General features: G+C 43.6%; 22 protein-coding genes. 8 read left to right on the top strand and 14 right to left on the bottom strand.

Annotated features, from left to right (window positions below; genetic code table 11):
- From SFV55_RS25060 to SFV55_RS25050, 3 genes are all read right to left on the bottom strand, one after another.
- The coding region (locus tag SFV55_RS25060; RefSeq protein ID WP_320032317.1) for an ArdC family protein at positions 1 to 249 on the bottom strand (249 nt) is incomplete at its 3' end.
- Between the two features lie 159 nt (positions 250 to 408).
- The gene (locus SFV55_RS25055; protein WP_320032316.1) at positions 409 to 648 is read right to left on the bottom strand and encodes a hypothetical protein; all 240 of its coding nucleotides are present in this window, start codon (positions 646 to 648) and stop codon (positions 409 to 411) included.
- Positions 649 to 694: 46 nt separating this feature from the next.
- Positions 695 to 1192 (bottom strand): hypothetical protein, encoded by a 498-nt coding sequence (locus tag SFV55_RS25050; RefSeq protein WP_320032315.1) that lies wholly within the window; start codon positions 1190 to 1192, stop codon positions 695 to 697.
- 204 nt (positions 1193 to 1396) lie between these two features.
- Here SFV55_RS25050 and SFV55_RS25045 point away from each other — a divergent pair, with 204 nt between their 5' ends.
- From SFV55_RS25045 to SFV55_RS25010, 8 genes are all read left to right on the top strand, one after another.
- Positions 1397 to 1543 (top strand): hypothetical protein, encoded by a 147-nt coding sequence (locus SFV55_RS25045; protein WP_320032314.1) that lies wholly within the window; start codon positions 1397 to 1399, stop codon positions 1541 to 1543.
- Positions 1540 to 1935 (top strand): SLOG family protein, encoded by a 396-nt coding sequence (locus SFV55_RS25040; RefSeq protein WP_320032313.1) that lies wholly within the window; start codon positions 1540 to 1542, stop codon positions 1933 to 1935. Before SFV55_RS25045 ends, SFV55_RS25040 begins: the two co-directional genes overlap by 4 nt.
- 221 nt (positions 1936 to 2156) lie before the next feature.
- Positions 2157 to 2624 carry a helix-turn-helix domain-containing protein gene (locus SFV55_RS25035; RefSeq protein ID WP_320032312.1) on the top strand — a complete coding sequence of 156 codons (468 nt, stop codon included), beginning with the start codon at positions 2157 to 2159 and terminating at the stop codon, positions 2622 to 2624.
- Positions 2621 to 3271 (top strand): IS630 family transposase, encoded by a 651-nt coding sequence (locus SFV55_RS25030; RefSeq protein ID WP_320032311.1) that lies wholly within the window; start codon positions 2621 to 2623, stop codon positions 3269 to 3271. The genes SFV55_RS25035 and SFV55_RS25030 overlap by 4 nt, the downstream gene beginning before the upstream one ends.
- Positions 3272 to 3650: 379 nt before the next feature.
- A complete protein-coding gene (locus SFV55_RS25025; RefSeq protein ID WP_320032310.1) occupies positions 3651 to 4658 on the top strand; it encodes a virulence RhuM family protein in 1008 nt (335 codons plus the stop codon).
- Positions 4659 to 4760: 102 nt separating this feature from the next.
- Positions 4761 to 7670, top strand: a complete 2910-nt coding sequence (locus tag SFV55_RS25020; protein WP_320032309.1) for a tetratricopeptide repeat protein — start codon at positions 4761 to 4763, stop codon at positions 7668 to 7670.
- A gap of 36 nt (positions 7671 to 7706) precedes the next feature.
- Positions 7707 to 8087 (top strand): hypothetical protein, encoded by a 381-nt coding sequence (locus tag SFV55_RS25015; protein ID WP_320032308.1) that lies wholly within the window; start codon positions 7707 to 7709, stop codon positions 8085 to 8087.
- A 515-nt stretch (positions 8088 to 8602) separates the two neighbouring features.
- The gene (locus tag SFV55_RS25010) at positions 8603 to 11224 is read left to right on the top strand and encodes an NB-ARC domain-containing protein (RefSeq protein ID WP_320032307.1); all 2622 of its coding nucleotides are present in this window, start codon (positions 8603 to 8605) and stop codon (positions 11222 to 11224) included.
- 323 nt (positions 11225 to 11547) lie between these two features.
- Here SFV55_RS25010 and SFV55_RS25005 read toward each other — a convergent pair whose 3' ends face one another.
- The 11 genes from SFV55_RS25005 to SFV55_RS24955 all read right to left on the bottom strand — a co-directional run.
- The gene (locus SFV55_RS25005) at positions 11548 to 12120 is read right to left on the bottom strand and encodes a hypothetical protein (protein ID WP_320032306.1); all 573 of its coding nucleotides are present in this window, start codon (positions 12118 to 12120) and stop codon (positions 11548 to 11550) included.
- A 115-nt stretch (positions 12121 to 12235) separates the two neighbouring features.
- Entirely contained in the window at positions 12236 to 14218 is a 1983-nt protein-coding gene (locus SFV55_RS25000) for a galactose oxidase-like domain-containing protein (protein WP_320032305.1), read from the bottom strand.
- A gap of 71 nt (positions 14219 to 14289) precedes the next feature.
- Entirely contained in the window at positions 14290 to 16341 is a 2052-nt protein-coding gene (locus SFV55_RS24995) for a copper-translocating P-type ATPase (protein WP_320032304.1), read from the bottom strand.
- A 235-nt stretch (positions 16342 to 16576) separates the two neighbouring features.
- Positions 16577 to 16897 (bottom strand): heavy metal-associated domain-containing protein, encoded by a 321-nt coding sequence (locus SFV55_RS24990; protein WP_320032303.1) that lies wholly within the window; start codon positions 16895 to 16897, stop codon positions 16577 to 16579.
- 89 nt (positions 16898 to 16986) lie between these two features.
- A complete protein-coding gene (locus SFV55_RS24985) occupies positions 16987 to 17265 on the bottom strand; it encodes a helix-turn-helix transcriptional regulator (protein WP_320032318.1) in 279 nt (92 codons plus the stop codon).
- A gap of 91 nt (positions 17266 to 17356) precedes the next feature.
- Positions 17357 to 18202: a sterol desaturase family protein gene (locus SFV55_RS24980; RefSeq protein WP_320032302.1), complete on the bottom strand. Its 846-nt coding sequence runs from the start codon at positions 18200 to 18202 to the stop codon at positions 17357 to 17359.
- Positions 18203 to 18254: 52 nt separating this feature from the next.
- Complete coding sequence (locus SFV55_RS24975) at positions 18255 to 18992, bottom strand: helix-turn-helix transcriptional regulator (RefSeq protein ID WP_320032301.1); 738 nt, start codon at positions 18990 to 18992, stop codon at positions 18255 to 18257.
- Between the two features lie 141 nt (positions 18993 to 19133).
- A complete protein-coding gene (locus SFV55_RS24970; RefSeq protein ID WP_320032300.1) occupies positions 19134 to 21362 on the bottom strand; it encodes a multicopper oxidase domain-containing protein in 2229 nt (742 codons plus the stop codon).
- Between the two features lie 10 nt (positions 21363 to 21372).
- The gene (locus tag SFV55_RS24965) at positions 21373 to 22329 is read right to left on the bottom strand and encodes a DUF2231 domain-containing protein (protein WP_320032299.1); all 957 of its coding nucleotides are present in this window, start codon (positions 22327 to 22329) and stop codon (positions 21373 to 21375) included.
- Positions 22330 to 22411: 82 nt separating this feature from the next.
- Positions 22412 to 23125 carry a matrixin family metalloprotease gene (locus SFV55_RS24960; protein ID WP_320032298.1) on the bottom strand — a complete coding sequence of 238 codons (714 nt, stop codon included), beginning with the start codon at positions 23123 to 23125 and terminating at the stop codon, positions 22412 to 22414.
- Between the two features lie 10 nt (positions 23126 to 23135).
- A partial coding sequence (locus SFV55_RS24955) for a M43 family zinc metalloprotease (RefSeq protein ID WP_320032297.1) occupies positions 23136 to 25254 on the bottom strand: 2119 nt, incomplete at its 5' end.

The following is a 25254-nucleotide window of genomic DNA, read 5'->3' as shown; positions in this document are numbered from 1 at the left end:
GTCAGCTTTGGCCCCCTTGCGGATACGGCCGCCACGATCTTGAACCTGTTTGAAGGTCATGAAATAAGGATTCTCGTAAAAGTAGCTCAGGTAAAGCTGATTGAAACCTCGGTAAGGGGTGCGGGTGGCGTAGTTCATGGCCGGCAGGTACATTTTGTCGGTCCAGGCCTTGCGCCAGGGGGCAACCCCTTGTTCCAAGAGGCTGAGGATTTTTTGGGTGGCGATTTCGTAAACGGATGGGTTTTTCATGTGGGTTGAATGGATGGTGAGGTAATTAGGGTTGTAAATGCGATGGTGATTTTGGATTTGGCTGCACCAAATTTTTTTCACCACGACGACGCGACAATATGACGGGATGGCTACCGCCTCAACAATACGCTTTGCGGCGTGGCATGGCACGGCAACGCTTCAAGATGACCGACAATTGGCCTCGAATGCCCGTGCAACTCCGGCGGGTTTGCTCAATATCACCCGCTGAACGCGGCCATTGATGGTCAGAAAATCGGCAATCTTGCAGGCGGAATAATAGGGGTGGCAGCCTGCGCCATTGTGGCGGCAGAAGCGGTTGTAGGCTTGGTTGAGGTGTTGCTCGGACACAGTTTGGGTAGGGCCCAGCAGGGTGCGGACCTGGTCTTTGATGGCTTTCATGGTAGTTGAAAAGTTGAAGTGTTGAAATGTTGAAATGTTGAAGAGATCAGGCGCAGCGTTGCGGGGTATAGAGTTGCAGGAAAGGTTCCTGGGCCAGGCTGCTGGGCAAACCTGTGTGGTAGAATTTCCGTTGGACTTGTTGCCTTAGCAAGCGGAATTTGGTTTGCGCCATTTGCGCCTCGATGCGGGCGGCGGTCAGTTGGAACTGGGCCTGCATGAAGTCGATCAGCAGATCAGCAGTGCGGAGGATGTGCTGGTGATCGTCCACATCGTTACAGGGATTCAGGCAGGACAAAACCAGGGCTTGTTCCTCCAGGAGCAGGCCGTATACATCGTGCTCCTGGTACAGAAAATGGGTGATTTGCCTTTTAGAAATGGGGGCGGGCTCCGGTAGGAAAAGCACCCAACTGTTTGCCGCTTCGCGCCGAAGCGAAAATTCATTTGTGGGCTGGTATTCCCGTTGGAGCCGATCCTCCCAGTACTGATCTACTGCGCGGTGCAAGCCGGCGTAGTAGCTGTTTTCGGTGAATGTGTCCGGTGTCATTGCCACAGTTTTTTCGGTTGTTTTTGTTTCTTTTGTTACTATAAAGATAAACTTTTTGTGTTTAATTTTCAAGTTTTATTTAACTTTTTTTACTTATTTTTTCATTTAAAAACCAACAAAATAAAACAAATAACAGCGTAAAAACTTATCGAAAAAGCTTGCATAATTCAAACAAAATGTGTATCTTGAAAGAAAAATACCGACATGGACAACAAAATACTACAACTCACTGAAGCGCTGGCCACGGGTACCTGGGAGGATCTGCTGAGCCTGCACGAAGAAGCCCTGAACGAGCTGGAGGGTGACACCGAAAAACTGTACACAGCAATAGTCCAATACCTGGAGCAATGAAACTACTGATCACAGGCAGCCGCCGGGCCACTGCGCAAGACTACGCAGGCCTGGCGGCGGCCATCCAAAAATACGCACCTGGTGCAACGACCATACTGCATGGTGGGGCCCAGGGTGCCGACCAACTGGCCGAGCAATACGCCCAGGCGCATGGACTGCCTACTGTGGTGATCCGGCCCGACTATGACCAATGGCCCGCCAAAGTGGCCCCCCTGAAGCGCAACCACGAACTGGTGGACCTGGCCGATGGGGTGATCGCGCTGTACAAAGGCAAGCGCAAAGGGGGCACCGCCTACACGGCTAAGCTGGCGCAAGATGCTGGCAAGCTGCTGGTGGAACTGTACGACAGCGGAGCACAAACGCCAGGGGAGCAGCTGGGGCTGGAGCTATAAAGCCCAGGGCCCAACTGCCCAAGCCCCCCACCCCACCCCAGGCGGGGCGGAACTGCAATAGGGGAAAAAATCCCCCCCGCCGGAGGCAAAAAAATAAAGTGGCGCAGCCGCCGCTTTGCCTTTCCGCCGACAATGCCTGGCCTGCTGCGGAACTGCACTAGTGGTGAATAAATTTTAAGATGTCGTAGTTTAAAAAAGCCGTAATTTGAGATAAAAAAAAGATGGCTAGATACCGAATATACCTAAACCTTGAGGAGCGGGAGACGCTGCTGGATTGGGTAAAGAGCGGCAAGCGCAAAGCACAACACATTCAATATTGCCATATCTTACTCAACAGTGATGAAAGTGTAGGGAGGAAAACCCCTCGAATGACGGACATAGCAGATAGGTATCAAACCAGTACAAGAACAGTAGAGCGGGTAAAAAAGGCATTCTGCGATCAAGGAATGTGCTTGTTTGAAGCCAAAGAAAGAAAAACCCGGAGTGATAAAAAGATAGATGCACGAGCAGAAGCTCATGTAATTGCATTACTTTGTCAATCACCGCCTGATGATGCGCCTCGCTGGAAATTGCAAATGTTGGCAGATCGCTTAGTGGAATTAGAGGTAGTAGATTCAATCTCTAAAATGTCGATCAGCAAATTGTTAAAAAAAATGAACTTAAGCCCTTCAAAAAAGCACAATACGTGATACCTTCAAAATCAAGTGCTGCTTTTGTGTATCAAATGGAGCAGGTGTTGGAGGTTTATGAAAAACCGTACGATGCTGATTTTCCAGTAGTTTGCATGGATGAATCTCCCAAGCAAATAATTGACTACAAGGAAATTAGGACATCAAAAGGGAATAGGTTACAAGATTCGGAATACGTGCGTTTGGGCGTTGCGGAATTATTCGTCGCATTCGAACCTCTAGCAGGCCACCGAGCAATGACAATTGAAGATGATCATACGACTACAACTTGGGTACATTTCATGGCATCGCAAATGGATGCCCAATACAAAGAAGCTAAAAAAGTAACCTGGGTGATGGATAATTTTGTCACTCACAAGCCAGAAAATTTTTACAAAGTTTTTCCTCCTGCTCAGGCTAAAGCCTATCTGGATCGGATGGATTTTGTGTATACACCCAAACACGGATCATGGTTGAATATGGCCGAAATACAATTTGCTTTGGTGGGGCGTGATGCTTTAGACAAACCCTTCAAGAACAAAAAGGAGGTTGAAAGTGCAGTCAAAAGTTGGGAGCTTGCCCAAAATCAGCTTCGAAGAGGAGCGAATTGGCAATTCACCACTGAGAAAGCCCGGATTAAACTCAAAAAATTATATCCGACAATTTAAAATTTATTCACCACTAGTACGAAAAACTCCCCCGGAAAAAAGGCCAGGCAATGCGTAGCGGGTACTGGGCATGGATGCAAGGTGGAGCGCCCGCAGGGAGCATTTTTTTTTCTGGTGCGTAGCTTTAGCGGAGCAAACCAGAAAAAAAATGCGACCGAGGACGTACGACCTTGCAGCTATGAACAGTACCTGCTAGCTTGCTCTGGTCCTTTTTGATGGGGGTTTTTCGTGCTAGTGCCGGGTGTGCCGGGGAGGGGGAAGATTTATTGAAACACTGGACAACAGGAAAAGCAAATTGTTTTTATTTCCAAAATTATACACTTAAATTTGTTCATCAGGGGGTTTCAAGCAAAATACCCCGTGTCAAAAGTTCAGGCCAATGGATGATCCACAAACAAACGACCTCATTATTTATCAAACCGCAGATGGCAAAGCATCCGTAGCCCTTTTGGCCAAAGATGGAATGGTGTGGATGAACCAAAGTCAACTGGCTGAACTTTTTGCCACCTCTGTTCCTAACATTAGCATGCACATATCTAATATTCTGAAAGAAGGAGAATTAGAGCAAATTTCAGTTATTAAGGATTACTTAACAACTGCCACAGATGGCAAAGAGTATAAGGTTACTTTTTACGCGCTTGACATGATTCTGGCCATTGGTTTTCGGGTACGCAGCAAGCGGGGGACCCAGTTTCGGATTTGGGCCAACCGCAACCTCAAGGAATACATGGTGAAGGGTTTTGTGATGGATGATGAGCGTTTGAAAAACCCGGATGGGCGGCCCGACTATTTTGATGAGTTACTGGAGCGGATTCGGGACATCCGAGCCTCAGAGAAGCGTTTTTATCAAAAAGTGAGGGACCTCTTTGCCCTCAGCAGCGATTACGATGCCAGCGATAAAGCCACCCAGATGTTTTTTGCGGAGACCCAAAACAAACTGCTCTTTGCCGTAACCGGACAAACCGCAGCAGAGTTGATATTAACCCGAGCCAAGGCCGACGCTCCCAACATGGCCCTGACCTCCTGGATGGGTTCAGTGGTACGCAAACAGGACATATTCATTGCCAAAAACTACCTGAGTGAAGATGAGCTGGACACCTTAAACCGATTGGTGGTTATTTTCCTGGAAACAGCGGAGTTGAGGGTCAAAAGTCGGAAAGACATTGCCATGCAGTTTTGGCGCGAAAACGTAGATCGGCTGCTGGAGTTCAATGACAAACAAGTGCTCAGCGGTGCGGGGAAGATTAGCAATGCCGAGATGGAAGAACGGGTGCGGGAAATTTATGACGTATTTGACCAACAACGTAAGGCAGATGACGCTAAATTAGCGGATGAAGAAGATTTGCGTGAACTGGAGCAGAAATTGAGCAAACGAAAAGACAAATAAGCAAACCCAAACGCCATGCCCCAACTGCCGGTCATCCTTACTGCCTTTGCCAACAGCTACGACGCTGATTACCTAGTTCACCTGGAGCAAGAGCACGACCGTTTGCAACAGATTCTGTTGCCCCTTTCCTATTTGCGGCATGTACCTTTATCCAGTGCCAAAAGCGGGCAGCTGGTCAGCACCTTGACCCAGTGCCAACAGGAGCTGCTCATTTTCCATTTTGGTGGCCATGCCGATGGGGAGCAATTGCAGTTTCGGGATGCGGGTGGGCAAGTAGCGGGGCTAGCCGAAAACTTGTCGCTACATCCCCAACTCAAGCTGGTATTTCTCAACGGGTGCAACACCCAGGCGCAGGCGGTACAGTACCTTGATGCTGGGGTGCCCGCGGTGATTGCCACCACCTGTTCAATAGCGGATGGGCAAGCTATGCAATTTGCCAAAGTGTTTTATACCGCATTGACCAAGGGACACACATTGGAAGAAGCTTTTAGTCGTGCTAAGGGGTCGATGAAATTGAAAGATGGAGTCACTTATGAGGATGAGATTTTGAACTGGCGAGAAGTGCGCTTGCGAGAAGAACAGATCGTAGAGATGCCATGGAGATTGTATGTGGCCGGAGATGAAGTGTTGGGGTGGAAGTTAGAAATGGCGGATTATAAGGTAAAAAGTCCACCAATTCTACTCAACAACGTGCCAACAAATTTTGACCCCAAAACAGACTGCATAGGGCGAGAAATCGAATTGGCAGAATTACATCAAAAGCTCAAAAATTCGCCAAAGGTTGCCCTCGTACGTGGCCTGGGCGGCATTGGCAAAACCACCTTGGTACAGGCTTATCTGGTCCTTCATCAAGAGCAATATCGGCACATAGCTTGGATCACACAGGGGGAAGATTTTATCAATGCTGTAGTCCTAGATGTAAGTTTGGCCGAAAACTTGAAAATACCCTTGCACCCAGGAGAAGATTTAGCTACCCACTTTGTGCGGCTGATGCAAGCGCTACGAGCCCTCCCCGGTCCCAACTTGTTGGTGATTGACAATGCAACAGAGCAGTTGGCCACTCGCAAGGTCTTTGAGCAATTGCCCAAAGCGCCCAACTGGAAGGTGTTGGTCACTTCAAGGCAAGATTTGCCGGATTTTGTGGTGATGGAACTTCAAGTGCTCCAACCAGAGGCGACCCTGCAATTGTTTCGCTTTTACTACCAGGGAGGAAGTAATGAAGAGGTAAGGGAGTTACTGCGGGAAATTGGCTATCATACACTGACCGCCGAATTGCTGGCTAGAACGCTTCAGCGTAAAAAAGGATTACTGTCCATCCCTAAACTACTAGATATCCTGCACAATCAGCAATTGGATGACCCCAAACTAGTGGAAAAAATCTGGGCCAGGCACAGCGGGGAAGAACATGGGGTGTTCAAGTACCTGATGGGCTTGTATACATTAGCTGATCTAAGTGCAGAAGAAGTGTGGGTGCTTCAACAATTTGCAGTATTGCCTACGTTGCCACTGAAAGTATCGATGCTGGCCAAGTGGTTGGGAGTGGATGCTGATGATTTGAATCAGGTTTTGAATGAGTTGGTGGATAAAGGATGGTTAAGCACTCAGAAAGAGGGTTTTGTGGTGCATCGCTTGATCCAGGAGTTGATCAAATACCAACAAGCTCCTGGACTTGAGGAATTGGATGTTTTGGTGAATTCGATGGCGAACAAGATGTCATTTGATCCTTATGGAAATCCTGTTACAGAAAATTTCCCCTGGGTGCCCTATGCTGAAAATGTGGCGGAGTATTTTAGAGGACAAGAAGTGCTGCCTGAAAGGGTAAACACGCTATGGAATAATCTGGCTAATGTTCTGAAGCATCTGGGAGATTATTCTCGTGCAGCGCAGCTTTTCGACCTCGTACTAACCAGTGCGATACACAATTTTGGGGAAGACCATCCAACTGTCGCCGTAAGCCAATCTAATTTGGGCTTAGTTCTTGGCAATTTAGGGGGATTTCCCCGCGCACTTGAGCTCCTCGAACTCGCTCTAAACAATGCTTTGCGTAATTTTGGAGATGATCATCCAGAGGTAGCATGGTATAGGTCTAATTTGGCCAGTATTGTTAGTGACTTAGGAGACTACCCACGAGCAACTAAACTTCTTGAGCTCGCATTAGATAGTGCTCTGCACAATTTTGGGGAAGATCATCCAGAGGTTGCAATGTGTCGGTCGAATTTAGCCCTAGTCCTTCGTGATTCAGGAGATTATCACCGCGCCCTTGAGCTCCTCGAACTCGCACTAGGCAGCGCTTTGCGCAACTTTACAGAGGATCATCCAAATGTTGCAGTGTGCCGATCTAATTTGGCCGACGTTCTTCGTCATTTAGGCCAATACGAGCGAGCAGCTCAACTCTTTAAATTTGTGCTGGAAAGTAATCTGCGCAATTATGGCAAGAATCATCCAGAGGTTGCTAAGAGCCAGTCAAATTTGGGATTGGTTCTTCGTGATTTGGGACAATCCCTGCTCGCAGCTAAATACTTTGAGCTAGCCTTAAAAAATAATCTGCGCAACTTTGGAGAAAACCACCCACATGTTGCCGTATGTCAATCTAATCTTGGGTTGGTTTTTTGTGATTTAATGCGCTGGTCTGAGGCAGCCCAGCTCTTTAAAACTGCACTAGACAGCAATCTGGGTAATTTTGGAGAGGATCACCCAAATGTTGCGGCAAGTCGTTCTAACTTAGGTTTAGCTTTTTGTGAGTTAGGAGATTTCAATAATGCCATTTATCAGCTAGAGCTATCTCTGGTTAGTGATCTGCACAACTTTGGAGAAGACAATCCACACGTCGCTGCGAGTCGGTGGAAGCTCGCTTCCATCTATCATCGAACAGGTCAATCGGATAAAGCTAAAGTATTTTTGGAGCAAGCATTACCGATCATTAAAAAAAACTTGGGGGTGAACCATTCGTACTATATAGAAATAGTTAGATTACTGAATGCTGTCAATAAAAAACTCAATACTTCCAGCTAAACACTCTTTCACAACTTATTTCACAAACCAAATACCATGAGTACCAAACCCAGCCTCTACCCTCCCAAACCCGGCTTCCTACTGCTCGAAGTCGTCTACGGCCTAGTATCCCGCGACTGTCGGGGTATGGGCATCTGCAAGTTCATTAAGGCGTCCTCTAGTTTGTTGAGTACAACAACCAATCCTTGTGGCTCCAGTATTGCCTGGGGAGGGGTTGGTGAGGAAGGCAAGTTTGAGTTGTTGGTGCTTCGCAATACGGTGAGTAAGGAGCAGTGGGATCGGCGATTTACCAGTGGAGAGTTTGTGGTAGAAGAGGCGTTTCAGGTGCCGGAGGAGCTATTTGCAGCGGGCATGGAGCTGAAGGTGGGGAGTTATCCGGTGGAGGTTGTGGGTGAATACCTTCGCATCAGCTTTTGAGTTGGCACGGATCAAGAACACCGAGTGATCTGGCACCTTGCGCCTAATGCACCCTTCGCAGCGCCAGTTCCCGCAGCGGCTTACCGAGCCGCGAGGGTGCTGGTGCTGCGAAGATTCTTGAGCGGTGGAAGTCGAGACTGGGGGCTGAGATTCGGAGGACTAGAGCCCAGCTACTGGCCCGAGGGAGCGCAGCGAGTGGAGGGGAAGTAGCTGGGCGATGGTAACATTCAGTAGACATTATATCAACTAAAGGCTTGCTACATCAGTAAGGATTGGCAATAGGCTATTATTTTTTTCCCATCTTGTAAAAGTACCAGCTAAAATATTAAGCTTCATTTTTCATGAAAGTAAAAGTTCAAAAATATTACTATCACTTTTTGAAACCTTTAACAGTAGATTTTCGTAAATCCAATCTGAAGGCTTAAACAAAAGATTTCCATTCTCTCCGATGCCTTTCAGATTTTGGAAATTCATAGCCATTTTAAAACCAATTTGAAATCTTAAAACCAAGATAGATGAACACCAATTTCATTCCTTTTAAAAGAATGCTGGATCGGATAAATGTTTCAAGAGAAGATTCTGACGCTATTTATTTTTATGACTTGATGCTTTTAGGTGAAATCGTTGTAAAAACCGTCGTATCCGGGATGATAGCAAGTATACAAGAAGAACCAACAAGAAATAAATACAGACTTCTGCATAAAACCGTTAGAGCCAATGGTATCGGTGAGTGGAGTGCAGTTTTGGATGAGATGCTGACTGGCGTTGCGGCTCAATATATATTTCCTACTGTTAGGCAAAAAGAGCAACAAGAGCTTAGTGCCAAAACAGGAAATGAAGCATGGCAATACAAAGCTGTTGACCTATTGAATGAAGCTTTATCTCTTGTAAGTAATTCTGAAAAGAAAGCACCTTCCCCCAACAAAATTCAAGGTAAAACATGGTTTTCAACTTTTGCAACACTAAGAAATGCCACAAAGGGCCATGGCGCAAGTCTTCCATCTAATTGCAGTGCTGCTGCAACACCTTTGGAAGAATCGATCAAATTAATAGTTGAAAACTATTATTTATTCCAACGAGAGTGGGTTTATCTTTACCAGAGCATTTCAGGGAAATATCGCGTTAGCAAAATGAATTCAAGTACCATTGAGTTTGACGCACTTAGATCTGACAGCTCCCAGTACTCAAAATACGTGAATGGTATTTATGTTTTCTTTTCGGAAAGAACCCATATTGAATTGATTACATCAAGTCCTGAACTGGATGATTTCTATTTCCCAAATGGGAACTTCAGAGAAAAATCCTTCGAATTACTTTCTTATGTCACAGACAGCCGAAAAGATGGAGATAGCTCAAAATATTTGGTACCTGCATCCGAGTTGCCTCCAAGCGAAACCGAGGGGCTTTCAGAGTTAGAAGTCGTTGGAAATTGTTTTTCAAACATGCCCCCAGCATCAAATAAGTATGTGAGTAGGACGCACCTAGAAGATGAACTATGGAAAGTGTTAAATGAAAAAGATCGATACCCAATAGTTACGCTCAAAGGTATAGGGGGAATAGGGAAAACATCACTTGCATTATCTATACTCCACCGAATCAGCAATGAAGACAGGTTCAGTGTAATTTTATGGTTTAGTTCAAGAGATATCGACCTTACAGCCGATGGAGCAAAGCATGTCAAAAATAAAATTTTGAGCGAGGAAGATGTGGCTCTTGATTTTGCCAACTTCATAGGGAAAGGACATATCAACAGACAAGATAAACTCAGTCTACTCTCAAAAGAAATGTCTGATAGTTCAAACGGGCCTATGCTCTTTGTCTTTGACAACTTTGAGACTGTAAAAAACCCTGCGGAACTGTTTACATGGATCGACACGTATATTAGACATCCGAATAAGGTGCTGATCACTTCCAGGACAAGTAAAAGCTTCAAAGCAGACTATCCAATTGAAGTAGCTGGAATGACCAGTGAAGAATGTGAAAAGCTCATTCAAAGAACTGCTGATGAATTCTCAATTACCCATTTACTTTCAAGAAAAGACGTAGAAAAAATAATTCACGAATCAAGTGGACATCCTTATGTAATTAAAATTTTTCTTGGAGAAATCTCTAAAAATCAAAAAGTTAATGAAATTAAACGAATCGTCGCTGGTAAAGATGATATTTTAACTGCACTTTTTAGAAGGACTTATGCTTGGCTTTCACCTGCTGCAAAAAGGATTTTTTTAACCCTATGTAGTTGGCGTTCAATTATACCTCAGATTGCCTTAGAAGCAGTCTTACTGAGAGAAGAAAATGAACGGCTACATGTTGATGACGCAGTAGAAGAACTCCGGCAAAGTTCATTCATTGAGGTCATTTATTCTGAAAACGAAAATGAGGTATTTATAAATGTCCCACTAGCTGCATCCATTTTTGGTAAAAACGAGTTAGAGGTAAGCCCCGAAAAAGCTGCAATCATGGCAGACCGGGAACTGCTCCAAGATTTTGGAGCTGCTCAGCAGTCGGACATTCCTCATGGTCTTAGCCCCAGAATTGAAAGAAAGTTTAGAACCATAGCACTAAGAGTGAGTCAAAATAAAGAAAAACTTGAGGCCCACTTACCCATGCTTGAATATTTAGCAAGTAAGTTTCCAGATGCCTGGATTCATCTGGCAAATATTCACGAGGAAAATAATGATATTACAAAAGTACAAGATTCATATCGTGAGTTTTTAAAAACTGACGCAGATGCCAGCACAAAACAATTAATCTGGCAAAAATTAGCAGGCTCATATAAATCCCAAGGTGAATGGTTTAAAGAAGTGAATGCACTCATTGAAATGTGTACACTACCTGGCTGTTCTTTTAATATGATGAGTGACGTAGCAAACGTCGTAAACAACTATTTCCAAAACAATAAACTAGCCATCGACAATGATATAAAACAAAAAATAATCGTGAAGTTAGTGGAACTCATGGAGCGAAACATTGGCAAAACAATAACAGCCACAGACTATTCAAGGCTTGCGTGGTTATATCTACACCTAAAAAATAGCGATAAAGCCAGCGAAGTAACCCAAAAAGGATTGTTAATTGACCCGAACAATGACTATTGCAGAAAACTAGCCACTAGACTCGAATACGTCTTGAGTTAAATTTATAGTAGCATAAAGAGAAAGGCTTGAAAAATTTCTTAAGTTCCAAGTGGCCTATGCACTAGTGTACCTTGCGCCTAAAGCACCCTTCGCAGCGCCAGTTCCCGCAGCGGCTTACCGAGCCGCGAGGGTGCTGGTGCTGCGAAGGTTCTTGAGCGGTGAAAGTCGAGACTGGGGCCTGAGACTCGGAGCACTAGAGCCAAGCTACTGGCCCGAGGGAGCGCAGCGAGTGGAGGGGAAGTAGCGGGGCGGCGCATTGAAAACCCGGTAAAATATCCCACCCCATTCGTCCCATTGTTAAAGCTCAAAATTGTTCTCTGCCACTACTTTTTTGAATTTTCAAACAATCTATTGATGCGCATCATTTTGTGCATGGTATCGTAGCGGTTTAGTTCATCGTCCGTTTTAAATTCAGCCATGATTGCATCGTGAAAAACATCATTATCGGGAAAGGCTCTCAACAAGTTTTGGATGGTAAGTTGTTGAACGGGGCTGTTGGCATCTTTGCTAAAATACCAGCTGATCAATATGGGATGCCCTTTGGTAATTTGAGTCGTGGTAACTTTGTAGACTAAAATAGCCTCCTTTGGATTGACCATAGAGTAGGTCTTTCTCTGAAAAAGGCGTTCAACGGCTCCAGAGCAATATTGAACAGCATATATGCTGTCTTTATTCAAATAATGAACCTCTCCATTATACCGAACCATCATCTGGTGGCGCTTAAACAAAGGATCAATGAAAATTTTATGCTCTGGGTCACTACAAGGAGTAGCATATTCCAAGTTATGACTTAGAAAATCATTTGCGGTTCGGAAAATTCCACTTTTGCTAATTTGAGCATTGAGCGCGACTGCCTGAAAACAGACTATTAAAAGCCCCAGAATTATACTTTTCATGTTATTTGGATTAGGGTTCACCAATTTTAAGCAGTAACAATTTATTTTTCAATGATTTAAATCACTAATTCAAAGAAATTAAGTCTAAAATTCAGCCCCTCATGAGTATTTTAAGTTACCTTTTGATGACTATTTTTTCAGTACCAATTGATTCTTCATTTATCCATGTGCTAAGGAAAAAAACCCCAGCAGACAGTTCGTTTACAGGCAGTGAAAACATGTGATTTCCTGATGCCATCTCCATAAATGAAAATTCTTGCACTTTTTTCCCCAGGACATCTTGCAGTATAAATTTCACCCTACTGCTTTTGGCTAAAGTCATTTCAATCTTCACTCCATGCTCCAAAGTAGTTGGGTTTGGTGATATTTGAATCTTGTTGTTTATTGCAATTAAATTTTGGTTAGAAGATACCAGTTTATTTGCTTCAATCTTCACTATTTGTGCAACAGAAGGTATATCATCTACCAAACCAAACAACATGTACCAACCTGACATAAGGAGTAAGGGATCATTGGGCAATTTGGCACTCACCAAGCTGCCATTTTGAGTAAAATCTAGCTCAAGAAAACGGCTATTACCTGAATTCATAAAATGGGTCATGACTGTATGAGACAAGAGTACTACTTTTGAAAGTGCATTGGTTTTGTGTACTTCAAAATGGATGTTTTCACCAAGACCAAAGATTGTTTTATTAAAATTGCTCAACTCTGGCCGAACGCCACGAAACAAGTACGGAGGATAAAAGGCTTCGATCATACTTTTGGGAGGTTCGTTGCCTGGGGCCCCCTCTCCACCGACCACGATCACCCGGCCATCTGGCACTAAGGTAGAAATAGCATGGTACTCTCGTTGGATGTTCATGTTGGCCAGTCTCCGCCAAGAATTGGTCAGAGGATTGTAAAGATCGCTCAGATTCATGTATCCCCATTTATTGGTAGGGGTCGGGTCTTTAGATTCTTCTTTAAATCCCCCTAACACTAAAACATTTTGATCGGGCAGGAGTACTGCTTTAGCCCGCGAACGAGTAGGTGGAAAATGATTTGCAAGGGTCCATTTATTTACAAGGGGATCATATAATTCAACACTTACACCTGGGCGATCTGGAATAAAGGATTTATAGCCCACAGCTACTACTCTACCATCGGACAACTGAACCAATTCGTGATCACAGTGGTCTCCATTTGGCATTCGGTTACCCTGAACAAAATCTGTGGCCAAGTTCCATTGTAAAGTAACGGGATCAAAAAGTTGAGGAGGCCGATGAGTCATCAATATTTTACCTGTATACAAGGGAACAACCGCTGACACTTCATTCCCTACCTGCACGTTTCCCGACCATTTGCTAATCCCCTTAAAAGGGTCATATATTTCTGAAGTTTTGACTCGGAGTGGGTTGTTCAAGCCGCCACCTCCTACTACAAGCAATCGTTGATCAAATAAAGGAACCACGGTGGGATACCAGCGATAGTCTAATAAATCAGGTTGATCCATCCATTTGTTGGTAAAGCTGTCAAAGGTTTTAACCTTTTTGGAGCCCGGCCCGTAGATCTCCTGCAATGTTCCCCCTAGAAACAATACCTGTCCATTAGAAAGAAGTGCAGGACCAACACAACCTTGTACCTGTGTACTTCCTACAGCGCTGGCGGTATCATTTTGCTTGGGCAGAAAAAAGAAAGGGTCTTTAGTATTGTGGCAATAATAGATGTTACCATTGGGCATCAATACCCCAAGATCAGTACCTCCCAAGGGCTCAGGAGAATCCATAATAATATTCCAGCGTCCTTTTTCAGTTAAGTCCTCAAGCTGGATATTAAAAACAAGAGTGCTACCAACTGTGGCAAATTCTTTTTCCAAATACTGAAAACCTGGCTTAGCCACACCTATGCGATATTTTGCTACATCCAGGTTTTCAAAACGATAATCTCCATTGGTATTGGTACGCAGCTCCAAAAAAGTAGCCCCACTATCCTGAAAAAGTGTTACCCGTGCATTTGCAGCAGGCTGATTGTCCGATTGGAGAACCTTACCCATAACTATTTGCGCAAACGTCGGGATAGCGATTGCCATAGCCATTATACATAAAAAAAATCGTTGCATAGCCTTTGAATTTACATAAATAGCCTTAGAATTTATCCTTAAATTCGAGATCAAGCTGTACCTCATGTAGCTTACTTCACTTTCAATAAACTGGCATTGATGGCCACCACCACCGTGCTCACGGTCATCAGTACTGCTCCTGCAGCGGGACTGAGCAATATGCCCCAATTGTACAATACCCCAGCAGCCAGAGGCAAAGCAAAAACGTTGTATCCAGTTGCCCAAATAAGGTTTTGAATCATCTTGCGGTAAGTTGCTTTTCCAAAGAGGATCAAGCTCACTACATCTTTGGGGTTGCTGTTTACCAGAATGATCCCAGCAGTTTCTGCGGCAATGTCGCTGCCAGAACCTACTGCAATGCCCACGTTTGCCTGGGCTAAGGCTGGGGCATCGTTTACGCCGTCGCCCGTCATAGCTACAAATTCACCTTGGCTTTGCAGTGCCTTGATTTTTTCCAGTTTTTGATGCGGCAATACTTCTGCCATAAAACTGTCCATACCCAACGTTTCACTTACACTTTTGGCTACTTTGGCATTATCGCCAGTAAGCAAAATGGATTTGATTTTGTTCTCGGCCAAGGTTTTGATTGCGTCTGCTGATTCGGGGCGGATTTCATCGGACAATGCGATGTACCCGGCCAATTCATTGTTAATGAGCACAAAAACCACCGTTTCGGTATCGTTTGCTGTGAAACGTTCGGGAAGTGGAATCTTGTTTTCGGTCAGATAGCCGGGACTAACCACCAATACTTTTTTCCCTTCTACGGTAGCCTCCACCCCTTTGCCTGTAATGGCATTAAAATTCTCCGCGACGGGAATAGGGATCGTTGCGTCTTTGGCCTTTTTCAGGATTCCAGTGGCAATGGGGTGTTCCGATTTTTGCTCCAATGCAGCGGCCAAACGGATGATTTCATGTTCAGTTAGGCCGCTTTGCGAGACAATGATTTTGGATACCTCAAATTTGCCTACGGTAAGAGTTCCCGTTTTATCAAATACGATGGTGCTGATCTTTCTGGAATTTTCAAAAGCTGTCCGATTTTTGATGAGTAGCCCATGTTTTGCAGACAAGGCGGTTGACTTTGCCACGACCAAAGGTACAGCCAGGCCCAGCGCATGCGGGCAACATATGACAATGACCGTAACCATTCTTTCCATGGCAAAAGCCAAAGATTGGCCCGTTAAATACCAGTAGAAAAAAGTAACGAGCCCCGCAACGATGGCGATGAGGGTAAGCCATCTGGCGGCCTGGTCGGCCAACAATTGGGTTTTGGATTTTGATTTTTGGGCGTCATCCACCAGCTTGATGACCTGCGAGAGGTACGAATCTTTGGCGGCATGAGACACGGTAACTTTGATGGCACCGTTGCCGTTGATGGCACCAGCAATGACTTTATCGCCATTGGATTTTTTTACGGGTTTGGATTCCCCCGTCAACATCGACTCATTCAGGTAACTTTCTCCATCGGAGATGATGCCATCGGCAGCCACTTTTTCGCCAGGTTTTACCAAAATGACATCGTTCGCTTTGAGTGTATCGGTTTTCACCTCATGGATTACATCTGACATCACCAGGTGTGCTTCCGCTGGCATCAACTGCACCAATAGCTCCAATTCTTTGGAGGCTCCGGCCACCGATTTCATTTCTATCCAGTGCCCCAAAAGCATGATGAGGATTAAAGTGGCCAATTCCCAGAAAAAATCCATACCCTGCAAACCAAATACAATGGCTACACTGTAAATGTAAGCAACGGTGATGGCAAAACCGATCAAAAACATCATTCCTGGGTTCTTTGTTTTTATCTCTTCCATCCAGCCCGTCAAAAATGGCCAGCCGCCATAAAAAAACACCACGGAGGACAAGACCAGCAGGAGATATGAAGACCCTGGGAATTGCCAATTCACGCCCATAAATTGCTGGATCATGGGCGATATAAGCATAATGGGAATGGTCAGCATCAGGACGATGTAAAACCTTTTTCGAAAATCAGCAATCATCATGGCATGATGATCGTGGCCAGCCTGGTGCATGGGAGGGTTTGACGAATGGTGCCCGGTATGGCCTTCCATTTGGGCTGGTGGGGTGGTTTGATTTTCCTGCGGATGTTGGTGGTGATGGTTTTCCATGATAGGAGATTTAACTTTTAGGTAATCAACGGCAACATTTTTTGACAAATAGCTTTTTAAAAAGCCAGACTATAAAGCTGGCAATCCGCATTAGGATGCGTAAAACTTGGGATTGGGCACTTGGTTGAAACTCTCGATTTTCCATTCCGAACTATTTTAGGAGTGAACGTAAACTATAAGCTGCCAGCCTGGACTTTGAGGTACCAAACTGGCAGGATACATACCATGAATTTTATCAAGCAGCAATTACTTCGCGCACAACAAATCCAGCTTCTTTTACTAAGGCTTCCACTTCTTTTGAGGAAATATCACCTTTTACAGTAAGGACTTTGTCTGGGTTAGTAGTATCAACCTCCCAAGACTCTACTCCTTCTTGATCCTGAATATGTGGCGTAAATTTGGCTACGCAGCCCATGCAGTTGATGTTGGTTTTAAACTTCAACTCTTCCATTATCGTGATTTTTGTGATACAATTAAAGTTGACGCCAAGAACTGGAGGATTTGTTTTAGGAATGATGATGCTATTTTTTACAGGTGCTGGAGCGATAGAAGTCATAGTGAATTCAATTTTAGTCCTACAAAGGTCGCTGCATTCGCCCGGCGAAACGTTACATGATTATGAGATAATTGTACATGATTATGGGCTCACACCTCATCCAAAGTTTTGCGCCCATGTTGCTGCTGATTGGTTTTAAATAAAGATGGCGTCATTCCTGTTATTTGTCGAAACTGGTTACTGAGGTGCTGGGGGCTGCTATATCCCATTTGCCAGGCGATTTCGCTTAGGGTTTGTTCTCCATAAGCCAGCAATTCTTTTACTCTTTCGATACGTTGGGCAATGATGTATTTTTCGAGCGTTATACCAACAACTGCTGAAAAAAGTTTGCTTAAGTATGAATATTCTTGTCCAGTCTTCTGTACCAGAAAGTCTGAAAAATTGAGGGCCTCTGGCTTTTTGCCTGCATGGTGATGAAAGTTTAGCTTAGAAAGAATGATTTATTGCTCAACCACTAAATCATTTTCTAAATGGGTAAAACAACTGGTTCCAATAAGTTTTAGGAAAATCCGGTTCTTCTTTAATACCGATTTCTCCAATTTCAAGTGCCATCCGAGGATCATCGAAAGCTGTTCCAAAAAGGTGATCCCAAATGGTCAGCCAAGCTCCAAAATTCACCTGAGCATCATGATAATCGGCTCGGTGGTGCCAGCGGTGGAGTTCGGCGACACAGAAAAACTTCTTCAACACCCCTGCTTTGTAATCAAGGTTGGTATGTTGCATAAACATATTGATGGCTAGGATTGACAGTGCTGCAACCACAGCAGGCTGTGGTGTACCAATAAGTAAGCAAAAAAGAATCCCTGGAGCACCTTCTACTATCTGATGCAAGGCATGTCGCTTTTCTCCATTCAAAAAATATAGTCGTTCGGAACTGTGATGAATAGCATGAAATTTCCAAAGCCATGTAAAACGATGGCTAATTTTGTGGATAAAAAACAAAAAGAAGTCAATGATCGTCAGCGCCAACAGAACTTGTAGCCAAAATGGCCAAGAGACGGGAAACAGTACTGGAATATTGATCCATTCCGCTAGATATAAAAATTGGTATTGTGCCAACACCTTGATTAAGTAATTGATAATGTAATAGGTAAGATCAAGATTCCAATCCCAAGCATTGAGCCATTGTTTTTCGTAAGGGAGCAACTTTTCAAGGCATAAAATCAATAACCCTGTAAAAGCAATAACAGGTAATGATACCCAATAGGTATTGTATCCCCGTTCTATCCCAGCAATGAGCACAGTAGAAGTAGTAAGCATGAGGAGGGGGTAAATGCTGTATTGAAAAACCTTTGTCAAATTCATAATGCAATACATTTAGTGAATTAATTGGACAAAGTTGGGGCATCAAATGGTACTAAACTTGAATAAACTGGCTAACTTTTGAACTTTTGAATACAGAAGAAGGCGTTACACCAAACATAGTTGCAAAGGAGCGAGAAAAATGACCAGTATCGCTAAACCCTGCTGCATATGATGATTGAGACAGATTTTGGCCCTGACGTAAGCGCATCAATGCAGCCTGCATTCGGCACCAAAGAATGTAGCGACGCACAGGCAAACCTATCTCTTGTTTAAATAAATGTGCAAGTCGGCTTTCGGAAAGGAAGACCTGATTTGCGATATTTTTCAACCTAAGTTCTCCATCCCAAATATTCATTTTAATGAATTCAAGGCAAGCTTTAATCCGAGGTTCACTTACTAAAACTCGCTCATCACTTATACATAAACCAGGCAATGTATTGAAAAAGGAAAAGTCTAGAATTCTGGATCCAAGCACGGGAGCGGTGATGGATATCGGTAGCGATAGTGCTTTCAATGTAGATAAATTGGTTTGTTTGATGATTTGTTGACTCTGAAGCAATTCAGGCTCAAGGAAAATGAAAAGATAGGTTTGATCCTCTCCTAAAAATTGATGTTGTACATCTGGATAAACCAAAATGCTATCAATGTTGTGAAAATATTGATTTCCTACCTGAAAATCAAAAGTAGCACCAATACCAAAGATCAATTCTAAGGCATGATGGGTATGAGGTAAGGTGGTGATATTTCTGCCTTCATAATAGGCAATCCCGTTTTTTAGTTCAAAGATCATAAAAGGAATATTTCAAGGTTTTTGGCTAGTTCTTCTGTGATACAGTAGCCATCCGCAAATTTGCAAAGAGCATCGCAGTCAAACCGTTTTGTATTTTTGAAGATTGCACAAAGATGGTACATGCTATGAGTTTTAAATTGTTCAATAATGGAATGTAAGTCCAAGCCCCCATTTGTAATCACTATCGTAATTGGTACTTACTGAAAGGTATCGATCAATCATGTATCTTAAGCCGATGTTATATTCTTTATCTGTGTTGAGTCTCCAGTCCATGAAAAAATTATTGCTCAATGGCAAATCTCTTCGCTCCAATTGTAGGCGTAATTTTCCGGTATGATCTATCCGCCATTCCGACCGAATAAGCATAGGTAAGAGGTAATAAAACCCAGCATCAAATACCCGACGATTATCCTTCGTGTTAGGCTGTTCGGAAAGTGGTAAGGTTTTATTTTTCCGAAAATCATACCCAAGGTAAAAAGCCAAGTATTGTTGTTTGTCTAAGTAATGGAGCAAATGGGTTTCTGTCTCATAATTGCCTTGCCAACTGAGTCGTCCTTCAAATTCTATAGCATTTTTATTGTTAGAAATATTGACAGAAAGCCAACTACCTTGAGAGTGTACACTCAGATCTGCCCAAGGAAAAAGCATGTTATCTTCTCGCTTTAGTTTTTTATATCCTGTCTGTGCAAATACGTTCATTGGACTGCCATCATAACCAATAATACGGGCCATCCCACTCATCATGTGATAAAGGATATGACAGTGGAAAAACCAATCTTGACTTTCGTTTGCTTCAAATTCGATGGTGACGACTTCCATGGGTTTAATGTCAAAAGTGTGCTTCAAGGGAGAATACTCCCCTTGACTATTCAAAAATCTAAAAAAATGCCCATGCAAATGTAAAGGATGCCTCATCATTGTATTGTTGTGAAACACCATGCGTACCCTTTCACCCCGGCGGATCAAAATCTTATCCGAGGAAGACAAGGTTTGATAATCAAAAGACCATACATACCGGAGCATATTGCCAGTTAAGCTGAGGTGAATTTCTCTAAGTTTGAGCGTGGAATCCAATATAGTGGGATGTAGCGCCCGGAGCATATTGTAATTAAATTGTTCTGGCATATTCATTTGCATACCGGACATGTCGTGATTTTGGGTTTGTATACTATCCTCAGGCATCTGCATCGTCCCCATATTCATCCCAACGTGTTGCATTTGATCCATTTTGCTCTTGTTCATGCCTCCCATTTCACGCATCATTTTGAAATAATTGAGCTTGGGCATCTCAGGAGCATTAATTGCTTTGCCACTGCCAAAAAAAACTGACGCAAAACCTGTAATATCCCAAGAAGTAGCCCGAAGCTCGGCAGCACCATTTTCGGGCACTGTGATGAGCACGTCGTAGGTTTCAGCAACGGCTATTTCAAGTTGGCTAACCGACACAGGCTCAATATTTATGCCATCAGCTGCCACCAGTCTCAAGTAGGAGTTAGCATATTGAAGATTGAAATAAGTAGAAGCTGAGCCATTGATAATACGCAAGCGTATGATTTCCCCCGGTTGGGCATCTTTAAAAATGACTTTGGGTTGCCCGTTGACTAGAAATTTATCATAGAGTACATCCGACACATCCATTGCAGGCATTCTTTGCCAGTCTTGTTTCAATTTATCTCTGAAAGCGCCAGCAGCAATGGCTTCGCCATAGCTTTGTAAAGCAGCCTTTTTAATGGCGTACCATTCGCCACCTCGTTTGAGATAGCGCAACACTGAGGCAGGGTTTTCATCAGTCCAATCAGAAAGCAGCAAGACATACTCTTTAAGTTTAGGTTCTGGATCAGCAGCATGAATGACAATTGAACCGTACACCCCACTTTGCTCTTGATACATGGTATGAGAATGATACCAATATGTACCACTTTGAATAAGTGGAAATGTAAAAGTATAGGTTTCACCAGGTTCAACTGGAGCAGTGGTCAGGTATGGTACGCCATCCTGCCTGTTGGGGAGTAACAAACCATGCCAGTGAATGGAGGTCTCCATTTTCATAAGGTTGTGTACGTGGATGATAGCTGTATCCCCCTCTGTAAACATTAAAATGGGGGCGGGAATTTGACCATTCACCGCAATTGCATGCCGATTTTTTCCCGTAAAATTGACAGTAGTATCATTTATAAATAAATCATATTCTACTCGCTTACCAATGTTAGACTTAGATGAATTAATTGAAGCAGGAGGCAAAGATGAAAAATAATCCGAAGGCAAATACAAAACATCAGGATTGGGTTTATTGTGTGCAGCATGATGGGATTGGGCAGCCAAACAAACAGCAAGCAAGAAGAAGAAAGTGAGGTGTAAGATCGATTTCATAATCTAGATTTTAGTTTGCTCCAGACAATTTTGATTTACGGCGTGCCGGGTTATTGTCAGAGAATCTGATGGTATCCATAGCATTTAGTGACCTCATCTTCTTAGACATATCGCTGGATTGGTTCATTTTTTGCATGTCGTGGTTAGCTGGCATTTCTTTAGATGGGCTCATGTCTTGCATATCATGTACCACAGGCTTACTTCCGGGTTGATTCATTTTTTGCATGTCGTGGTTAGCAGGCATTTCTTTAGATGGACTCATGTCTTGCATGTCATGTACCACAGGCTTACTTCCGGGTTGATTCATCTTTTGCATGTCGTGGCTAGCAGGCATTTCTTTGGATGGGCTTATATTTTGCATATCATGTACCAGAGGCTTACTTCCGGGTTGGTTCATTTTTTGCATGTCGTGGTTCGCCGGCGTCTCTTTGGATGGGCTCATATCTTGCATATCATGCGCTTGAGGCATTTTTTTTTTGTCCTCAGAATTATTCATTTTCATTCCTGCTCCATGACCAGCCATTAGGTACTTACCTTGCGGTCCAACGCCCTGAATGTGAACCAAATTGGCTCCAAAATGACCTGCTAATGATAAAAACACAGCAGTCAGTATTGACATCGTTAGGACGAACAAGTCGTAAGGTTTTCTATAAATACGATAATAATCGCCAACGACTTTGAAGAAAAAAGTAAGCCCACTTGCCCAAAGGGTGTACTGCGCATATTTTTCATGTTTAGAAAAAATAGTCACAGCAGCTATAGGCGCATCAGCTGACAGTTCAGCATGGAAGATCGTGCTTGCCAACAATGAGCTGATAAAAGCCAATCCCATTATGGCCATAGTAGCCCAGCGAATTTGGTTCCAAGGCTTCCAAATAACCGCTGTCTGAAATCCTACCGCAAGCAAAATCAAAACAATCGGAAAATGTACAGCCAAAGGATGTAGAGATGGAAAATTGTTCAGCATAGTCTTTAATTGATTTGATTAAAAAAATTCATAAATCCAATTACCGGGGATAGGTTTGGTTATACTTTTGATAATCAATCATTTAAAATGAGTGATACACTTTCACCCCATAAAGCCAAGCGAGCATTTGACGATCCCGAGTAGAAACCTTAACTTCCGATGGCTCATGTTCATGCGAATGAGCTAGTTCAAACATGATATCATCTGCTACTTTAGAATGTTTTACTCCGAGTAGGTGGCAGAGTTCATGGAGCAACATTTCAATAATTTCCCCCTTATTTTTATATCGATTTTTAGGCAACATCCCAATGATTCGGAGTCTAAGTTTTGCAATGCCAACTGCGCCAAGGGGAACATACTGACCTGACCAATCTACACGGATATCGGCCTCTAATGAATCCTGTACAGGTTTAAAGAAATCAACTCCTAAGCCAATGTCTTGCGCTACCCCATTCCAAATAGCTGTAGCCTGGCAAATGAATCGGAGATTAGCCTTTGATTTGTTGTCAACACCTGGTTTTGAATATACGCTCAATGGAAAACAAGTAATATCCCAGCGAACAGGAAGGCTATCCTTTTGGACGTATTCATATCGATCGGGTTTAGGTCGAACTACATCATTCCAATTAGAGCCACTTTTAACCAGAAAAAACAAATTGCTAATGTTATCTAAAACTGCTTGGGGTTCTTGCCCTAGAACGGTTGAAGCACCGCTCTGTTTATACGCTACCTCTTGAGTATAAAGCGGCACAAAAAAGTAACATGATAGTAAGAGTGTGCTTATCAAAATTTTCATATTACTTGAATTAATTTCCTTTGATCAAACGAAAAGTAGCAATCCGTCCAGTTGATTCAAACCTTACCAACAGCAAGCCTGCTGGCAGGCCAATCAGGTCAAGCACAGGTGTGGTTAACCTTCCATAATCGCGTAATAAACGCCCAAAGCCATCATATACTTTACAGTAGATAGGCTCGCTCCAGTTTTCCTTACCATGCACAAATACCCGTTCCTGAGCAGGGTTGGGAATGAGCTCAAGTGGCAAGTTCAAATTTTGAGGTTCTCTTGTTGCAGTAGCAATACCATCGTTGATTTGTATATCATCCAGGTAAAGCCGATTGCCTCCATCCGTTACATTTACAAAACGAATCTGGAGGTGTTGTTCGGTCTTGTATTGAAAAAGGCGAACAGAAGCTTTGCTCCATTGAGTAGAGTTGGGAATAAAGGGTGTAGTTTGGGTGGGACCAGTAGCCAGATCATCCCCGGATTTACTCCAAACATTGGAATAATTCGCGCCACAGTCTTTAGAAATCTGCACAATTAATTGATCAGAATAGTTGGGATCAGAACGAGCATAAGCCCACCAAAAATTCAGCATTAAATTATTACCTACTCGTGCCGAACTGAAATCAAGGGCTGGCAATACGAGTTCATCCCTTGTACCATAGTTGAGGTTTCGCAAGTTGTCAATACTCACCGCATAAGGCAAGGAGTGAGCAGCAAGTGTATCCAGTTCCCAGCCAAGATTGAAATCAGGATTATTCACACGAATGCCCTGAGCAGGAAAAGCGCCATCATCAAAGTTTGCCATAAATGGCAAGGGCAGCCCAATTTGGGGTTTAGAAACCTGAATGTAATTGTTCAACTGCAAAGTATCCGTACCATCGCCATTGCTGGCAATGAGTTCCACTGAAAAAGAACCCGGAGTGGCGTAAATTACAGTCGGGTTGGGCAAAGTAGAAAAAGCAGGTGTACCGCCAGGAAAAGACCATCGCCAGGAGGTAGCTGCATTCAGCGACCGATCCATAAAATAGACTTTTGTACCGGAGCACACCTGTGTAGTTAAGGTTATGAAATCCGCTGCCACTGGGCACATCAGTGGCCTAACATAAGCGCTATCGCAACCTGTAGCTGCCAAATTACTGGCTGATACAATCAAGGAGCGAACTCCCTTGAGGGTAGCTGCGATACGATTTTTTTGACCTGAAGTAAACATATTTTTACAATCATCTGGTGTGTAATCCATATAATTGCGCACCTGATCAGGGAGGTCGGGGAAATCATTGGAACAGGAATTTCCATTCAGATTACAAGAATAATTGGGCGCAGCTACTGGTGGTGTGTCGCAGACAAAGTCTCCTTCAGTGCAAGTATCTTGGCCACAACCAGCACTAAAAGTATGATAAAGCCCTAACCAATGCCCCACCTCGTGGGTCAAGGTACGTCCACCAGAAGCAGCTGCCGTTTCCGTATCGCCAAAAAGATTGTGTCGAACTACGACACCATCTTCATCAGGGGGAGCATAAGGAAAGGAAGCATAGCCCCCAACTTCAGCACTAATGGTACGAACCACATAAATATTGAGGTAGCGTGCTGGGTTCCAAAACGATAAATTTTTGAGCGCACTTCGGTCAGCTGGCTGATGGTTGGTTAAGGATGTATTTACCCTCACAATACCATCGGTACAACGACCAAAAGGGTCGAGTTTAGCCAAACAGAAGCGTACATGCGTATCTACACCATTGCCCTCGCCGGGCGTTCCTAGAAGCTTCCCAAAATCTTCATTTAGAATCGCAATCTGTCGTTCAATCTGTGCCTTGCTGATGTTTTCAACTCCACCATTGTGAACGATGTGAACAACTACAGGAATCGTACTAAGCGCTTCTTGGTCACTCTTTAAGCGAATCGGCAGATGAGTACTCAAGACATTTTGGAGCTTCGATTCAAAGGTATAAAGTTTAGCCGAAGGATAAAGTGAATCAAAAAAACACAAGCTGGGGCGTTTGGTTGGTGTTTGGGCAAATGCATTTTGGCATGGCCATAGGATGTTGAATCCATAAGTCATCACCATAAAGAAAAATGAAAAACAGGATGTCAATTTGCCCATTGTGACAAAATTTTGGTTGGGATTCTGTTCCTTTGGTTGC

It is taken from the genome of Haliscomenobacter sp., from assembly GCF_033763495.1.
Classification (GTDB): Bacteria; Bacteroidota; Bacteroidia; order Chitinophagales; family Saprospiraceae; genus Haliscomenobacter.
The sequence above is the reverse complement of the archived record's forward strand: the minus strand, read 5'-3'. Positions and strand labels throughout refer to the sequence as shown.

Coding starts and splice junctions, on each gene's coding strand:
- SFV55_RS25055 (WP_320032316.1), bottom strand. CDS start 648: ATGAAAGCCATCAAAGACCAGGTCCGCACCCTGCTGGGCCCTACCCAA.
- SFV55_RS25050 (WP_320032315.1), bottom strand. CDS start 1,192: ATGACACCGGACACATTCACCGAAAACAGCTACTACGCCGGCTTGCAC.
- SFV55_RS25045 (WP_320032314.1), top strand. CDS start 1,397: ATGGACAACAAAATACTACAACTCACTGAAGCGCTGGCCACGGGTACC.
- SFV55_RS25040 (WP_320032313.1), top strand. CDS start 1,540: ATGAAACTACTGATCACAGGCAGCCGCCGGGCCACTGCGCAAGACTAC.
- SFV55_RS25035 (WP_320032312.1), top strand. CDS start 2,157: ATGGCTAGATACCGAATATACCTAAACCTTGAGGAGCGGGAGACGCTG.
- SFV55_RS25025 (WP_320032310.1), top strand. CDS start 3,651: ATGGATGATCCACAAACAAACGACCTCATTATTTATCAAACCGCAGAT.
- SFV55_RS25015 (WP_320032308.1), top strand. CDS start 7,707: ATGAGTACCAAACCCAGCCTCTACCCTCCCAAACCCGGCTTCCTACTG.
- SFV55_RS25010 (WP_320032307.1), top strand. CDS start 8,603: ATGAACACCAATTTCATTCCTTTTAAAAGAATGCTGGATCGGATAAAT.
- SFV55_RS25005 (WP_320032306.1), bottom strand. CDS start 12,120: ATGAAAAGTATAATTCTGGGGCTTTTAATAGTCTGTTTTCAGGCAGTC.
- SFV55_RS25000 (WP_320032305.1), bottom strand. CDS start 14,218: ATGCAACGATTTTTTTTATGTATAATGGCTATGGCAATCGCTATCCCG.
- SFV55_RS24995 (WP_320032304.1), bottom strand. CDS start 16,341: ATGGAAAACCATCACCACCAACATCCGCAGGAAAATCAAACCACCCCA.
- SFV55_RS24990 (WP_320032303.1), bottom strand. CDS start 16,897: ATGACTTCTATCGCTCCAGCACCTGTAAAAAATAGCATCATCATTCCT.
- SFV55_RS24980 (WP_320032302.1), bottom strand. CDS start 18,202: ATGAATTTGACAAAGGTTTTTCAATACAGCATTTACCCCCTCCTCATG.
- SFV55_RS24975 (WP_320032301.1), bottom strand. CDS start 18,992: ATGATCTTTGAACTAAAAAACGGGATTGCCTATTATGAAGGCAGAAAT.
- SFV55_RS24970 (WP_320032300.1), bottom strand. CDS start 21,362: ATGAAATCGATCTTACACCTCACTTTCTTCTTCTTGCTTGCTGTTTGT.
- SFV55_RS24965 (WP_320032299.1), bottom strand. CDS start 22,329: ATGCTGAACAATTTTCCATCTCTACATCCTTTGGCTGTACATTTTCCG.
- SFV55_RS24960 (WP_320032298.1), bottom strand. CDS start 23,125: ATGAAAATTTTGATAAGCACACTCTTACTATCATGTTACTTTTTTGTG.